Source organism: Enterococcus sp. AZ040, assembly GCF_050499185.1.
Classification (GTDB): domain Bacteria; phylum Bacillota; class Bacilli; order Lactobacillales; family Enterococcaceae; genus Enterococcus_D; species Enterococcus_D entomosocium.
The window spans coordinates 726,854-742,894 of the sequence record NZ_JBMHEW010000001.1 but is presented as its reverse complement, the minus strand read 5'-3'; the positions used below and the strand labels follow the sequence as shown (position 1 = coordinate 742,894).

The 16,041-nt window shown below is 43.8% G+C and carries 13 protein-coding genes; 4 read left to right on the top strand and 9 right to left on the bottom strand.

The annotated features are described in order from the left end of the window. Positions 1-90 precede the first annotated feature (90 nt). From IGK63_RS03400 to IGK63_RS03380, 5 genes are all read right to left on the bottom strand, one after another. A complete protein-coding gene (locus tag IGK63_RS03400) occupies positions 91-807 on the bottom strand; it encodes an MIP/aquaporin family protein (protein ID WP_005237471.1) in 717 nt (238 codons plus the stop codon). Continuing rightward, complete coding sequence (glpO, locus tag IGK63_RS03395) at positions 800-2,629, bottom strand: type 1 glycerol-3-phosphate oxidase (protein WP_016611959.1); 1,830 nt, start codon at positions 2,627-2,629, stop codon at positions 800-802. The genes IGK63_RS03400 and glpO overlap by 8 nt, the downstream gene beginning before the upstream one ends. A 3-nt stretch (positions 2,630-2,632) precedes the next feature. Next, a complete protein-coding gene (gene glpK / locus IGK63_RS03390) occupies positions 2,633-4,153 on the bottom strand; it encodes a glycerol kinase GlpK (RefSeq protein WP_008377082.1) in 1,521 nt (506 codons plus the stop codon). A gap of 132 nt (positions 4,154-4,285) precedes the next feature. Beyond that, entirely contained in the window at positions 4,286-5,728 is a 1,443-nt protein-coding gene (locus IGK63_RS03385) for a helix-turn-helix domain-containing protein (RefSeq protein ID WP_016611958.1), read from the bottom strand. Continuing rightward, a complete protein-coding gene (locus tag IGK63_RS03380) occupies positions 5,718-7,025 on the bottom strand; it encodes an NAD(P)/FAD-dependent oxidoreductase (protein WP_016611957.1) in 1,308 nt (435 codons plus the stop codon). The genes IGK63_RS03385 and IGK63_RS03380 overlap by 11 nt, the downstream gene beginning before the upstream one ends. 136 nt (positions 7,026-7,161) lie before the next feature. On the opposite strand from IGK63_RS03380, the gene IGK63_RS03375 reads away from it, so the two are divergent. Beyond that, the gene (locus IGK63_RS03375) at positions 7,162-7,977 is read left to right on the top strand and encodes a DUF92 domain-containing protein (protein WP_034872857.1); all 816 of its coding nucleotides are present in this window, start codon (positions 7,162-7,164) and stop codon (positions 7,975-7,977) included. Between the two features lie 132 nt (positions 7,978-8,109). Here the strand turns inward: IGK63_RS03375 and IGK63_RS03370 are convergent, their stop codons facing one another. After that, positions 8,110-9,780, bottom strand: a complete 1,671-nt coding sequence (locus tag IGK63_RS03370) for a family 43 glycosylhydrolase (protein WP_429972433.1) — start codon at positions 9,778-9,780, stop codon at positions 8,110-8,112. A 199-nt stretch (positions 9,781-9,979) separates the two neighbouring features. Between IGK63_RS03370 and IGK63_RS03365 the strand changes: the two genes are divergently transcribed. The 3 genes from IGK63_RS03365 (at position 9,980) to IGK63_RS03355 (ending at position 13,513) form a co-directional block, all read left to right on the top strand. Next, complete coding sequence (locus IGK63_RS03365; protein WP_016611954.1) at positions 9,980-10,879, top strand: helix-turn-helix domain-containing protein; 900 nt, start codon at positions 9,980-9,982, stop codon at positions 10,877-10,879. Between the two features lie 251 nt (positions 10,880-11,130). Continuing rightward, entirely contained in the window at positions 11,131-12,339 is a 1,209-nt protein-coding gene (locus IGK63_RS03360; RefSeq protein ID WP_051154612.1) for an MFS transporter, read from the top strand. Position 12,340: 1 nt separating this feature from the next. After that, positions 12,341-13,513, top strand: a complete 1,173-nt coding sequence (locus IGK63_RS03355; RefSeq protein ID WP_016611948.1) for a glycoside hydrolase family 5 protein — start codon at positions 12,341-12,343, stop codon at positions 13,511-13,513. Positions 13,514-13,591: 78 nt separating this feature from the next. Here the strand turns inward: IGK63_RS03355 and IGK63_RS03350 are convergent, their stop codons facing one another. The 3 genes from IGK63_RS03350 to IGK63_RS03340 all read right to left on the bottom strand — a co-directional run bounded on the left by IGK63_RS03350 (position 13,592) and on the right by IGK63_RS03340 (position 15,990). Then, positions 13,592-14,302: an MgtC/SapB family protein gene (locus IGK63_RS03350; RefSeq protein ID WP_008377072.1), complete on the bottom strand. Its 711-nt coding sequence runs from the start codon at positions 14,300-14,302 to the stop codon at positions 13,592-13,594. A 230-nt stretch (positions 14,303-14,532) separates the two neighbouring features. Beyond that, positions 14,533-15,234, bottom strand: a complete 702-nt coding sequence (nagB, locus tag IGK63_RS03345) for a glucosamine-6-phosphate deaminase (RefSeq protein WP_008377071.1) — start codon at positions 15,232-15,234, stop codon at positions 14,533-14,535. 153 nt (positions 15,235-15,387) lie between these two features. Beyond that, the gene (locus IGK63_RS03340; protein ID WP_016611944.1) at positions 15,388-15,990 is read right to left on the bottom strand and encodes a LysM peptidoglycan-binding domain-containing protein; all 603 of its coding nucleotides are present in this window, start codon (positions 15,988-15,990) and stop codon (positions 15,388-15,390) included. Positions 15,991-16,041: the final 51 nt, after the last annotated feature.

Sequence of the window (16,041 nt, the reverse complement as noted above, 5' to 3'; positions counted from 1 at the left end):
TTAACCATGTTTTTTTAGCAAATTCAATGACAATCGCTAAAGATTAAAAAAGGATGATACCAATAGGCACCATCCTTAAAATAACATCGTTTATAATGGCAACATCATAAACAAACCAGCTGCGATCGCTGCACCGATCATTGGACCGATGATTGGTACTAACGCATAGCCCCAATCGGAAGTCCCTTTGTTTTTGATTGGTAAGATTTGGTGAGCGATCCGTGGTCCTAAGTCCCGTGCCGGGTTGATGGCATAGCCTGTTGGTCCACCAAGAGACAGTCCGATCGCTAAGATCAAGATCCCAACAACGATGGGATTTAATCCATCCGTAAAGGTATTGGCACCAAAAGCCAATAAGCCAAAGACTAAGACAAAGGTACCAATGACTTCAGTGATCGTATTCGATACTAAATTACGAACTGCAGGCCCTGTTGCAAAGGTACCTAAAATCGCGCCTTGGTCTTTTGTTTCATCCCATAATGGCAAGTAGTTGAGCCAAACGAGGATTGCTCCTACGATCGCACCAGCAATCTGCGCCAGCATAAACGGTATAGCCAAACTCCAAGAAAAATTCCCTGTCATCGCCATGCCTAATGTAACGGCTGGATTCAAGTGAGCAGGTCCCATGTACCCTGAAACGTATACGGCTATGGTCACCGCCGTTGCCCAGCCCATCGCGATCACGATCCAGCCAGAGGCTTCTGCTTTACTCTTTTTCAGATTGACAGCCGCACACACGCCATCCCCTAACAAAACCAAAATAGCCGTTCCTAGAAATTCACTAAAGATCTGTGTTGTTTCATTCATCTTTTTTTCCTCCTTTTAAGGCTGTTAAATCTGATTCTGCGATCACTTGGTTCATTTCTGCTACATAGGCTGCTTTTTCTTCTTCGCTCCAGCCAAAGAAGTCGGTCATAGCTGCGACGACACCGGCTTTGACTTCATCTAAGGTATCTCGCATAAATAGGATATGGTTGGTCCGACGCAATAGATAATCGACAGGCGTCAGAACCATTTCTTCATGTAAGGAATAGTTCAAGGCAGTGCTTTCTTTTTCATCTAAGCCCTCAAACTTCGTCTTGTAGTTCAACACTTGGGGAAGATTCGACCCATAAAGATGAGCCAAATACGTCGCAGCTGCTTCATTGAACCCAGCGGTTTGTGCTTGGTCAGCCAGCTTCGCTAATTCTTCCTCTACATTGGCTGCATCAAGCTCACCACCAGAAACTGGGTACGTGGTTGAATCCACCAACTCGAAGGAAGCACCGCTTTCTTGGAGCAATTCATTGATCCGTTTGACTGCTCCTTCCGCCATCAAACGATAGTCGGTGATTTTTCCGCCTGCCAACGTCAATAGTCCGTCTTTTGAGCGTTCCAAACTGCTGCCGCGAGAAACTTGCGATGGATCCACTTTGCTGGCTTCTACTCGTTCTTGCGCTTGTTTTACAGCTTTTTCTACAACTGGTCGCTGCCGCTCATCTGCAAGATATTCTTTGACGCTTTCAACGATCTGCTCAAAGCTTTCATCAGATAATTTGCCTTTACCACCACCATTATAATCCGAACCACCATTATTCGTAATCAATGGACGTAGACCAGCCCAGCTCGCTTCGATATCATCAAGGGTGATCTGTGCATGTGGAAAGCGTTCATTCACGATGGTCAGTAGATAATCGACATCTTCTTGTGTGACCGTCGGATGGGCAAAATCGCCTGTATAGTCCGTATCGGTTGTGCCAAAATAGGTCTTGTTTTCTCTTGGTACCACGAAAACCATCCGACCATCATTTTTCCCAGTATCAAAATAGGTTGGTTGCGGTACTTTTAGTTTTTCCCGATCGACCACTAAATGGACGCCTTTTGTCGGACGCATTTGTGGTGGCAGCTCATCATTCTTGTCTAATTGACGAACGATATCTGACCAAGGGCCGGTCGTGTTGATCACGACTTTGGCGTGAACCTCAAAGCGCTCGTTTGTCAGTTGATCCTCCACTTCTACCCCATTGATGATGCCTTGCTCATCATGTAAGATGCCGACGACTTTGGCTTTACTGATCATTGCTGCCCCATCGGCTTGTGCTCGTTTAATGTTTTCGATCACCAAGCGGGCATCGTTGTTGCGAAAATCAAGATAGACTCCGCCACCAACTAAGTTTTCCGCCTGCAGCTGTGGTTCGCGTGCTAAGACCTCTTCTTTCGTCAGCAGATAATTTTCGTATTTACTGCCTGTCACATTTGCTAAGCGATCATAAAGATCCATCGCCACTTTGACAGAAAACAAGGAGAAGGTTGCCCCCGGTTCATCGTAAATCGGTAAAAGCATCGGATCTGGTTTCGGGATATGCGGAGCAATTTGTTGGACGATCGCCCGTTCCCGCACGGTGTCAGCGACCACTTCCACGTCAAAGGTTTTCAAATAGCGAATACCGCCATGAACGAGTTTCGTGGACCGCGAAGACGTCCCTTCGGCAAAGTCTTGCATTTCCAAAAGAACCGTCTTCATCCCAGCCGCTGCTGTTTGAACGGCAACCCCTGCGCCGGTAATCCCACCACCAATGATCAACACATCATAGGTGGTATTTGCCGTTTCTTGAATGGTTTCCTTCCGATCTTTCTGAGAAAAGGTCATGGCTTACTCGCCTTCTTTCTTCGCTTTGAATTTGAAGGTCTGAGTAGCCGCCACCGCTTGTTTCCAACCTTCGTACAAATTGTCTCTTTCTTCTGCTGGCATTTCTGGCGTAAACATTTGCCCTTCTTCTGCCATTGATTTCAATTCATCTAAGTCTTTCCAGAAGCCAACCGCTAGCCCTGCTAAATAGGCTGCACCTAATGCGGTTGTTTCCAGATTCGCTGCTCGTTGTACGTCAATGTCTAAAATGTCCGCTTGGAACTGCATCAATAAATCGTTTTTGGCTGCCCCTCCATCGACTTTCAACAATGGGATATCGATACCGGAATCTTTTTTCATCGTATCGATGACGTCTTTTGATTGGTACGCAACAGCTTGCAGTGTTGCCCGAACAAAATCTTCCTTCGTCGTCCCACGAGTCAAGCCGAAGACTGCTCCTCTTGCATCTGAATCCCAGTAAGGCGCACCTAATCCAGTAAAGGCAGGCACCACATAGACTTCATTATCTCCTTTTGCTTTGGCAGCTAGTTCTTCTGATTGTGGCGAAGTCTCGATCATGCGTAGACCATCCCGCAGCCATTGGATCGCTGATCCAGCAACGAAGATACTTCCTTCTAAGGCATAATAGACTTTGCCGTTGATGCCATACCCGATAGTCGTCAGTAGGTCATTGTCAGACAATTGTGGTTCTTCACCCGTATTCATGACAATAAATGCCCCAGTGCCGTAAGTATTTTTGATCATACCTTTTTCAAAGGCCATTTGTCCAAAGAGGGCGGCTTGTTGGTCTCCAGCCATTCCAGCGATTGGTACTTCACTGCCGTAAAAATGGTAGCTGCGGGTGTGACCATAGACTTCTGAGTTGCTTTTGACTTCTGGTAGCATCGAGCTTGGAATGTTCAAAAGATCCAAAATTTCTTGATCCCACTCTAATTTATGAATGTTGTAAAGCATCGTCCGACTAGCATTGGAGTAGTCGGTGACATGGACTTGTCCATCTGTCAGTTTCCACACAAGCCATGAATCGATCGTTCCGAAGAGTAACTCACCATTATCCGCCTTTTCTTGTGCCCCTTCGATATTGTCTAAAAGCCAACGCACCTTGGTCGCTGAGAAATACGCATCAATGACTAAACCAGTTTTTTCATGGATCATCTCTGTATGGCCATCTGCTTTTAATTGGTCAGCGATCGGTGAAGATTGACGGGATTGCCAAACAATCGCATTCGCGATTGGCTGCCCTGTCGTTTTATCCCAAACCACTGTCGTTTCACGCTGGTTGGTGATCCCGATGCCGGCGATTGCTTCTGGTCGGATACCTGATTCAATAAATGCCCCTGCGATGACTGATTGGACAGAGTTCCAAATTTCGTTGGCGTTATGTTCTACCCAACCTGATTTTGGAAAGTATTGCGGAAACTCTTTTTGTGAACTGCCGATTTTTTTCCCGTTACGATCAAAAATAATTGCTCTTGAACTAGTGGTTCCTTGGTCGATCGCCATTACATAATTTTTTTCTGCCATTTGATTCGCTCCCTTTGGTTTTATACGCGCTTTTTTTTGTTAGCGCTTTCTGACTTGCTTTTATTTTAGCTGAACTTTTGCTATATGGTTCGTCAATTTTTTTTCAAATCTCTAAGAAATTGACGAAATCCACTATTTAAAGCGTTCACGGATCATTTTTTTGATTGTCTCACGATCATAAGCAGTCCCTAATTCACTGATTCGATAAGTCGGTGTTTTGGTCTCGATGGCATAATTCGCCAAGATCAAATCATATTCTTGTTCTGGACGATAGCGTTCGACAACTACGCCATTCAAATTTTTGAGATACAGCAGCCACATATAATAGAGAGCTTCTTTAAATAGCTCATCCATTTTCAAGGCGATCCCAACACGAAATTCTCGATTGATTTGATAGTCGATGATCGTGATGACACTCAAGTATTTGACCATCGTCATCATCAGTAGACTATTTTTCTCGGACGGCTTGATATTTAACTCTGTTAAGGCCTTACCTAATAGTTCATGACTGATTTGCTGAATGTTGCGGCTGGATAACTGCGCTTCTAACTGCCAAATATTTTCTCGATCAAAAACCTCCACATCCCCTTTGAAAAAATAGACGCGGCTGTGGATCTGCAGCAGGTGACCATAGCAAGTGGCTTCCATTTCACGAGGAACAAACGATGGGCGGTAAAGATGCAAAATATGTTCCAAAATCAATGTATCCGTCAAGGCAGTTGGCGTAAACCGAGAACGCTGCAGCATATACACCTGCAGATCGTGTTCGGATAACACCGAGAACGACAACAAAAAGACAAAATGCAGCATCGCCTCCTCTTCTCTGACTTCTAATGCGTAATGGCCAAAGCCACGAAATACCAACTCACGTAATTGTTGAAACAAAGGGTCTTTCATGTAAGGTGCCATTTTCTCCCGTAAAACTTGAAAGGATTGAGTAGCAATTTTCAGTCGCGCCTTCATGATCCTCAGCCATAGGGACAAGCGCTGCTGGGCTTCTTTCGTAAAGCGCATGTTCAGGCCGCGAGTGATCAGACCGACATATTTCTCATCGATCGGCAATGGCTGACTGTCAAAAGAATGAACATACCAAAAGAGTTCAAAATAGAAATAACGAATTTGGGTTTCTTCTCCAATCAGCTTTCCTTGCCAGATCTCTAACTCAAATTCTGCTAGCAAACCATTTAGCTCTTTGATTTTGCGAAACAAGGATGACTCGCTGACTGTTAATTTTTGTGCCAGCTGGACAGTTGTCACTTCTTGATGTTGTAAAAGATGCTCGAGAATTTGAAATTTCAAGGCCGAACGATAAAATGCCCATTCAATTTGGTTAAGAGAAAAGGTGGGACTCATTTCAAAAACCAGTGAACCATTTCGGTAATACAATCGACACTGCTCATGATAGTGCGTCAACTCATCTTGCAGCTCATCCACATACTTTTCCAGAGAAGGCTTACTGATGCCAAGATAGAGCGCTAATTCATGTAGCTCCATTTGACCGCCAACTAGTAAAAGTTTTTTGAGCAGCTGCAATTGTTTTGCTTCTTTTTTTTCTAATAACTGATCAAGTCTCATCGGTATCACTTCCCGACCATATGAAGGTTTGATCCAACACATGAGTGAATCGTGGATGGAAGAAAAAGTCTTTTTGGGTCAGCTCCTCCATCGTTGCCTGCTGCTCGATCGCAAACGCTAGTAAATTGATTTTTTCCAAAATATTGGCTTTTGATAAAAGCTGTGCACCAACGATTCGACCGCTGGCTTGTTCGATCATCACTTTTCCATGAACCTGCGTCGAATCAAAAAGGGAAACGGTAGCCGTAAAAGTGTGACAAACGATCGGTGATTCATAGAAAAACTGATCCGACTCGGTCAAGCCGGTACTGGCTAAATACCACTCAAACAATTGTGTACCGACTGTCCGCAATCCACCACGAAACGGGGTCGTTTTGTTTGCTAGATTGCGAGCTGCCGCAATCCCTGAGCGAACAGCATTATTGACTAAGGGCATGTAGACCGTGTCTTTCGTAATAGCATTTGGAATTTGGATCAAGTCGCCGACCGCAAAAATATCCGTGGCAGAAGTTTCCAAGTAGGCATCTGTCCAGATAGTTTGATCACTGTGTAATTCAAAGACCGTAAATGCCTCTGGCAAGCGAGGATGAACGTTAACTGTCGTCAATACCAGATCGCTTTCATAACCTTGATCGGCGGTTTCGATCCGAAAGCCTGTTTCCGTTTTAACGACTGCCAAAGTTGGCTCCGACCAATGCAGCTGCAAGTTGGGGATTTTTTCGATCTCCGTTAAAAAGGGCTGCAAAAAATCGCGATCAAAGTATTTGAATAAAGGATACGACATTGATTCGATCACACTGACTTTTTTGCCGATCATCGTTAAGGTATTCGCCGCTTCCATCCCGGCTTGACCAGCACCGACGATGGTAATCGACTCTGCTTGGGGCAATTTCTGTAAGAAATGCTTCGCTGCTTCATATTCTTTGTAGGTCAGCAGTGCTTCTTCTGGTTGCGGCAAAACAGTGGAATCTTGACTAGAACCTGCCGCCAAGACGAGTCGATCATAGCTTAGTTCTCGCTGATCCGTCCGAATCCGATGATCAGAAGGAAAGACTTCTAGAAAGGTTTCTTCTAAGGCTACGTCGATTGTTTCTGCCTCCAGCTGCTCCTTCGTACAAAAGAATGCTTCATCCAGTGAAGCGATCCTGCCTTCGATCAGCAATAACAAACCGCTTGGAACAAACCCAAGATGGGCTTTTTTTTCTATCAATAAAATCTCTGCGTCAGGGTATAATCGGCGTGCTTCACGGGCGCAGCTGACACCACCAAAAGACCCACCTATAATTATGATTTTCATTGGATCACCTCTCTCCTTTAGCTTAAATGAAACGCTCTCATTTGACGAGTAAAAAGCTATCTTCCTTACTATTTTTTTGTTAACTGCGGTAAAATAAATGAGACCTATGCTACACTATACGCAAAGGAGTGTTCAAATGGTTTTCTTTTATCAATTCATGCTAGGATTGTTTGCCAGCATATTCGTTGCAGCGGCAGCATTCGTCTTTCAGTGGCTGACTATTTCTGGCGCACTGGCTGCGATTCTTTGCGGCACACTGGTCATTGGCTTTGGTCCGTGGTACAGCATCTTTTTGATTGGATTTTTCTTTGCCAGCTCTGGCATCATTGGTCTTTTAAAGAAAATGCGCCGTCAGCCAGAGTTAGCTGTGCTTGCCAAAGGTGCTCGCCGTGATGCAAAACAAGTCTTTGCGAACATCGCACCAAGCATCTTTGCTCTACTGCTTGCCTTTTGGACGAAAGAACCGCTATTCCTTTGGGGATTTGTGGCGGGAATCGCTAGCTGTACGGCTGACACTTGGGGCTCAGAAATCGGCGTGCTGAGTCCAAGTCCACCGCGTCACTTACTAACGGGAAAAAAATTACCACCGGGACTTTCCGGCGGTGTCAGTTGGTTGGGAACTGCCGCTTCCCTAGCAGGGAGTCTCGCCATCACTGGTTTATTCGCAGCAGCCTTATGGTTGAACGGCAAGCCGTTCTCCCTTGATCTCTGGTTGACTTTGACTGCTTTAGGCTTTTGCGGTAGTCTTTTGGACAGCTTACTGGGCGCAGCGATTCAGGTGCGCTATCAATGCCCTGTCTGTCACCAATACACCGAAAAAAAAGTCCACCACGACGTTGCGACCAAGCAAGTCAGCGGTCTTTCCTTTGTAACGAATGAAGGGGTCAATTTGCTGACTTCAATAGTGATCGTTTTTGTATCAGTCTTGCTAACTGGCTCTTTTTTCAAGTAATCAGGCAATCCACTGCGATGACAATTCCTTCATACAAAAAACCTTCGAGAGCTACACGTTTGTGTTTCTCTTGAAGGTTTTTATTTGTTTAGTGAAAGTATGATACGGGTGCTCACTCCATAAGGAGCCTGATTAAGATGCAGACGAATGATTCGTCACTTTATAATAAGCAAAATCAGCATAGGATTGATGTTGGTGTGCATCCACGGCACCAATGAAATTAAATAATCCTGTGAAGCCGCCTATTTCTCCTGGCATTCCATTGACTCCTTCATCAGATAAGTACGCCACTGACAGATCTTGGAGCAAAACTTGCCAAGTCTCTTGTTCCTCTAATCGATAGTAGACGTTTGCGATCCCATGCTCGTATCTAATTTTCAGGTGAATATTTCCTTCGGGAACGACGACGCGAGTATTTACATATTCGATCCTTTGTCCTAATTTTGCCTGTAAGAGAGTCAAATAAGGACATCGCTTTTCTTCTGAATAGGTAACATGAGCATATAACCAATTGTTTGAATCATAATAAAGCCCAAGTCCTGCTGTTTGTGAATAATGGTTCGGTTGAAACTCCAACAAGGTCTCCACCTCATAGGTGAAAGAGGTTGCTCGTGTTGCCATGATGGCAGGATTCATCTGTGAAAACAAGGAATTGCCCCCATAGATCCGTAAGTACCCCTGCCGCTTTTGCGTACTGACCCATGACTGATGCTGTTGGCGATACGGTGTCATAAATTCTAACAGATACTGCGCCTCTTGAAATGAATCAAATAAATCAGTGTTTGGTTCATTGTCAATTGGAACACCAGCTAATCCTTTAAAAGTCATTTTTGCCAAATTGCTTCCATCTTCCATTTCCAACCAATTGTCTTCGGTCCAGTGCATCCTTTGAATAGAAGCTTCTCTTCCAAGAGGATTCAACAGCTCCCCCTCTAAGGGTCTTGCCATTAAATGAGCCATGAACCATTCATCAGTATGGGTATGGACGAGCGAACCATGTCCTGCTTTTTGCATCACTGAATGAGGATTGACCATTTCAAAATGCCCAGCATCAGGGTCGCCCAAAGAAAACAGATGCCTTGGAGAAGAAGTAAGGATTGGTTCGCCAGAAGGATGCGCTTCATAAGGACCAAAAATAGTCTCTGCGCGACCGACTTCCACACCATGAGCATAGCCCGTGCCTCCAGATGCCAGCAATAAAAAGTATACCCCTTCATGCTTGTATATTTGGGGTGCTTCCGCACACCCTCTGGTGGTGAACCCTTGTGTTACGCGATGCCAAGGGGACAGTAATTTACCTGAAGGCAAGTCGATCTCCGCAAGAACAATATGTCCCGGCGCTTGATAGCCTTCTCTTGTTTCCCATTCCAAAATCGTTAAATAATGCCGCCCATCCTCGTCATGAAATAGCGCTGGATCAAAGCCAATTGAGGTAAAATAAATCGGTTCTGACCATGGTCCTCGGATGTCAGTCGCCCAAATGGCATAGGAATCAGCATTAAATTCACGTCCTGCCATGTTGACCATATGTGAATACGCCAGCCAAAATCGTTTTGTTTGTGGATCATAAGATAAATGTGGTGCCCAGATACCAGCTGGTGTATTGGTTCCACGTAAATTCACTTCTTCATTGTTCAAGGCATAACCAACAAGTTGCCAATTCGCAAGATCCTTTGATTCGAAAAGTTGAATCGCAGGTGTCCAATGGAAGGTTGAAGTTGCGATATAATAACGCTCATCCACACAAATGATAGAGGGATCAGGCGCCATTCCAGGAATAACTGGATTTTTGATGATTGTCATAAGCTTCCTTCCTATTCTTAACTTTTTATTCGTTTTGCAACCAAACAACAGTTTTTTTATCATCGTTTGCAGGCGAATGCGATAAATTGAAACCGTTTTATTCGATTGCTACATTTATCTTACGAAACTTTTAGGGTAGAATGAATATCAAAAAAAAGCCAATACTTACCATTTTTCATTTTTAAGGAGGTCGTACCGAATGAACCCAACACCTAAATGGCTAGAACAGCTGGTCAAATTACCCGATATCGACATCAATTTAAAAACCTTTGGTGGACACAAGCAACGCGTTTCCGAAGGATGGTGTGCACCGCAAGAGACCCACTTTGCTTTTGAGATCATGATGATCATTGATGGAGAGCAGCGCACAATATTTGAAGGCAGGCAGTTTGATTTTGTGGCAAATGATGTGATCCTGATACCGCCTGGTACCGCTCATGAAAATACTTGTCTCGTAGCAGAAGGTTTAGAGTATTTTTGTATGCATTTCGATCTTGATGATCCTGAGATTCAGCAACAGTTGTTGATGTATTGTCCTTTACTACTAAAAAAGACAAATCCCGCTTACCAAGCGATCGTTGAGATCCTTCAGCAATACATTGCGTTTTTGGCAAGCGGATACTTTGGAATGAAAGAAAAAATCGCCATTGAGATCTTACTGTTAGAACTGATGCGTGCCTTACTAGACTATGTCGAAGATGAAAAAAATCAGTTAGCGCATACAGATAACACTTCCCTTGTTTTAGCAAAAGCGATCGCAGAATCGATCCAACAAAATTTTCGTACGTACACACAAAGCCCTACGGAAGAAAACAAAGCCTTGCTTTCCATGAGTTATACGGCCAATTCATTGAACATTAGTAATAGTACGATGCTGACGGTTTTCAAAAAAGTTTATGCTAGTAGTCCAAAACAGTACTTAGATCAATTACGCTTCAACCAAGCAAAATTCTATCTCCATCAACCCAAATTGGCCATCGCCGAAATCGCAGAGATCATTGGCTATCAAAATGCCGCCCACTTTACGAGACAATTCAAAAAATGGGCAAACATGTCGCCGAATAAATACCGTAAGCTCCAGTTAGAAGCAGCAAAATAAGTAATCGACAAATAATGATTCGAGAAAAGCGACTTCTACTTCTTCCTCTGAGGATTCGAAAAAAGCTTTTTTCACATAATAAATGAAAAATGGTAAATTTCCCCTTTTTTTTGATATTTCAAGTCCTGTCAGCATTCTTTATGATTAATACCAAGAAATCGTTTGCAGGAATAAAAATAGTTAGTTGCAAAATAGCAAGATGGGAGATATTCTCAGCACACTTGCTTTGCACTACATTAAGGGGAATATGTATGCTTTCAGAAAATTCAATGTCAATCAAAAGTCGGTTGCCGTTAAAAATCGGAATTTTGAGTCTTTCATTGGTCGTACAAGCTGCTGGTGCAGTAGCAGCAGCCGTACCTTTTATTATGAACGATTTTTCTGACCGAACCACCGCACAAGTCCAATCTATTTTGACACTGCCATCAATGGCAATCTTGATTTTCATTCTGCTAAGTTCATGGTTTATCAAAGCACTTGGCAAAAAGCAAACGGTCTGTTTAGGCTTGATGATCGCTTTAGTCGGTGGTATCTTACCGGCATTTACAATGAACTTTGGCTTGATTTTATTTGCCCGTATTTTGTTTGGCGCAGGTCTGGGGCTCTTTAACTCAATGACCGTCTCCTTGATCGGCGACAACTTTACAGGTGCCGAGCAAAAAAACTTATTAGGTATTCAATCAGCCGTGATGACTTTAGGAAATAGCCTAGCAACGTTTGCTGCGGGCTTACTGTTAACGATCTCGTGGCAAGCTTCATTCTTAGTGTACTTGGTCATCTTACCGATTCTGTTTCTTTTTCTTTTCGGTTATCGTAACGTCAATGAAAATCCAGTTGAAACAACGCAGTCATCAACCATCGATACAAAAAGAAGAAAGCTGCCATTAAGCGTAACTTTAGGTATTTTGACTCTCTTTTTATTCTTCATTAGTTTGATGGTCGTCATTACTTCTTCCGCACTACTGATTCAAGAATTGGCGCTGACGAATCAAGGATTTCTTTCCACCGCACTAGCGATCGCCGGTATTTTTAGCAGCTTGGTCGCATTAGCTTTTGGTCAAATCACCAAATTATTAAAGCGCTTTACACCAGTTGTCGTCATCAGTTTCGCAATGGTTGGTTTTTTCACGATAACTTTAGCACCTACGATGACCGTCTTTTTCATTGGTCTATTAGTGGTTTATCTTGCCAATCTTGTAGTTCCTTATGTATACAGTGTCATTCTTAGCGATGTAGATCCAGAAGCCAATAACTTAGTTGTTTCTTTGGCAATGGTCGCTTGTAATCTTGGTGCTTTTTCCTCCCCCTATGTCATAAACTTTATCAGTCAACTGTTTGGCATGACAACGGCGGTCATGCAAGTCAGAATCGTTGCCGGAATCATGGCAATCATTGCTCTGATTTTTCTATTTCTCGCTTTCAATAAAACAACCACACCTATTAGTAAGGAGGAACTATAAGATGGAACAAAAACTTAGAGGCGTCAACCTAGGCGGTTGGCTTGTATTAGAAAAATGGATGGCACCTAGTCTCTTTCAAGGAACACCTGCCGATGACGAGTATTATTTAGCCTATGATCTACCTGAAGCTGAATACCAAGCACGGCTGTTGATTCATCGTGAAACGTTCATCACTGAAGCTGACTTCTTGCGCATTTCAGCAGCTGGCTTCAATACCGTTCGAATACCTGTCCCTTATTTTATTTTTGGTGATCGTACCCCCTTTATTGGCTGTATCGACTATTTGGATAAAGCCTTCGCTTGGGCAAAGGCTTATGACCTAAAAGTCTTGATCGATCTGCATACTGCACCCTTCAGCCAAAATGGTTTTGACAATGGTGGTCTCTCGGGTGTGGTCAGATGGGCACAAATGCCCGAAGAAGTGGCGTTCGAATTAACGGTCTTGGAACGTTTGGCGCAAAGATATGCGGATCACGAAGCATTGTGGGGCATTGAAGTATTAAACGAACCGATCACAGATGGTGAAGTATGGCACAGCATGAATCCCATGGATCGTTTCCCACCTCGTGATCTTGCGTTAGCAAAAGGTAGTGCACCGATCTCTTTAGACTTTTTGAGAACTTTTTATCAAGATGCCTATCGAAGAATGCGTAACTATTTAAGCGATGACAAAGTGATCGTCTTTCATGATGGCTTCCAATTGCATGCTTGGAAAGAGTTTTTCACCCAAAACGATTTTCACAATGTCATGCTAGATACGCACCAATACGTTATGATGGCAGAAATGGCCGGCACAGAGCAATCCTTGGAAGCATACGTGTCTTTCATTGATGGCTTAGCCCAAGAGATCGCCACGGTTGCACAATATGTCGAGGTTTTTGTTGGAGAATGGTCCTTGTTCAACTCCTATGCTGTTGGTACAGATACCAAAGGCGGTATCAATCCCACACAAGAGGAATTCAGTAGCAACCGTAGTTTGACAAAAAGTGAATTAGAAGAAGTTTATCAAACTTTGTGGCGTGCTTCAATCACAGCTTGGAACCAAGGAGCCGGACACATGTACTGGACCTATAAGTTATCCATCGATACGATCAATGAGCCTGCTTGGTATGGCTGGGATTCCTGGGATGCTAGTCGAGCTATGGCAAAAAACTGGATCGATCCACGTTTCTAAAACACAACAAAAAACGAGATTGAAACGAAGCAAACGATACTGTTTGCGTTACGTTTCAATCTCGCTTTTTTGTTGCTTTTAAGCAATATCCACCAAGCGGATCTTCGTGACATTTTTGTAGACAGACAATTCTTCGATCACTTCAGAAAAGCCTAGTCCTCGCGGGAGATCAATCGTATAAATGTTGGTATAAATGCGATAGTCTTCCATGAATTTGACATCAAAATTGACATCTTCGATCACGATATTTTTCTCTTGGAAGTACTCCGTCAAAAACTCTTTGGTCTCGGTGCGATGAATGTACTGGATCTCCAATTTCTTTGCTGTTGGTACGCGGACGATCCGCTTAACGATCGTCAATGCAAAGAAGATCCCGATAAAACTGCTTAATGCGATGGTGTAAAAGCCCATCCCGATGGCAATTCCTAAACCGGCGATCGCCCATAAGGAAGCAGCCGTCGTCAACCCCGTCACGGAGCGCTTCGTCACAATGATCGTTCCGGCGCCTAGAAAACCGACCCCGCTGACGACTTGTGCAATCAATCGTGCTTCGTCCGAACGAATCACGCCTGCTAAATCTGGATGATCCAGCGCATCTCGCATGGCACCTGTGGCGATCTCCACTTGGATCAAAGCAATGACACAAGCCCCCATGCAAACCAAGATATGGGTTCTAAGACCAGCTGGTCGGCTTTTGTACTGCCGCTCGTACCCAATCGCGCCACCCATGACCATCGCCAACAGCAACCTCAGTGCTACTTCAGGAATGGATAAATGCATATCAACCATTTGCATCCCTCTTTTCTTCGTATTCTCTCTTTTAACTATAGCATCTCTGATGGAAAAAAGGAAAAAACATCGCTAGAGCGGCCAAATAAAAAAAGCCTCCTCAGAAATAAGCAAGATAGATCCGAACCATCGCTCGCAGCTGCGCTGGCATTACTGCACAAGCGCAGGGGGAAGCTGCAAGGATGGCGCGTTTTCCTTCTGACTTATTTCTGAAAAGGGCTGATTTTGTTTTACAGGTTGCTGGCAGCAGCCTCATCGATGATCACGATCACGTCATCATGCTTTTGTAAAACAGAAGCTGGTAATTCGTTGGTTACGGGTCCTTCGATCATTTTTTGGATTGCATCCGCTTTGACTTCGCCAAATGCCATCAAAATGATTTTTTTGCTTTGCATGATTGAACCGATCCCCATGGAAATTGCCGTCGTTGGGACGTCTTCGACTTTATCAAAATAGCGTTTGTTGGCATTGATGGTCGATTCAGTCAAATCAACGACTGAGGTCGTTCCTTCAAAGGATGCACCAGGTTCGTTGAAGCCGATATGTCCGTTTTGACCAATACCCAAGATTTGGATATCAACTGGGTGATCCGCAATCACGCCATCGTAGCGTTGACATTCCGCTTCTAAATCTTCCGCTTTGCCGTTTGGTACGAAGGTTTCTTTGAATGGTTTTTTGTTGAATAAATGTGCATTCATGAAGTAACGATAGCTTTGTTCGTCTTCGCCGCCTAATCCAACATATTCATCTAAGTTGACTGAAGTCATTTCTGAAAAATCAACTTCACTGGCAGTCATTTCTGCATAAAGGGTTTCTGGCGTGCTTCCTGTTGCTAAGCCTAGGACTTTGGCACCATTTGCCATACCTTCTTGTATCAATTCAAAAGCTTTCTTTCCGCCTTGAGCAGCATCTTTAACGCGAATAATTTCCATGATCAGCGCTCCGTTTCTATTTGGTATAGTCCAATAATACCACAGGTTGTGTTGAATTACAATAATTAGTCTAGACCAGATGACGATTTTTTCTCGGCAATCAAAAAAAGACGAGCTCTAAAATGCGCCCGTCTCTACTCGTATTCTACTTGTTTACCAATTCGTATAAACATCAATACCGCTATGACCGACACCTGTGTCATAGACTTTGTAGGCACCTAAGGATGATTGACCGGTCGAACCTTTCGGTTGATTGTCACTGGCAACAACGATGTACCCATCGGCATCACGGATCGTTCCGTCAGAGGCTACATGGCGTCCAGGGATGTTCAATCCGCCTCCTGGCAAAACTTTTTGTGAGTAGTACGATTCTCTCACACCATTGAAGTAGTTGATCCCATCCACTGGATTCAGGACTCCAGAACCAGCACCAGGAATGCTTGAACGGGTTTGACTCACGTTAGCAGTCGCTGTAGATTCACTTTTTTCTGTGCTTTCTTTCGTACTTGTTTCTTTGTTTTCTACTGATTGGCCATCGTTAGAAACCAACAATGTTTCGCCATCAAAAATCATATTTGGATTTTCGATCGAATCATTCAAAGCTAAAAGATCTTCGACCGTTGTTTGATAAGTAGCAGCGATCCCAGATAGGGTGTCTCCTGGTTCGACAACATGGGTTTGTTCTGCTGCTGAAACAACTGTTCCTCCAACGAATAAACCAAATCCTGCAACAACTGTAAATGCAAATTTTTTCAAATGAAAAAACCTCTCTTTTGATTATTTGTCCCGCTATCGGGCACAAGTAAG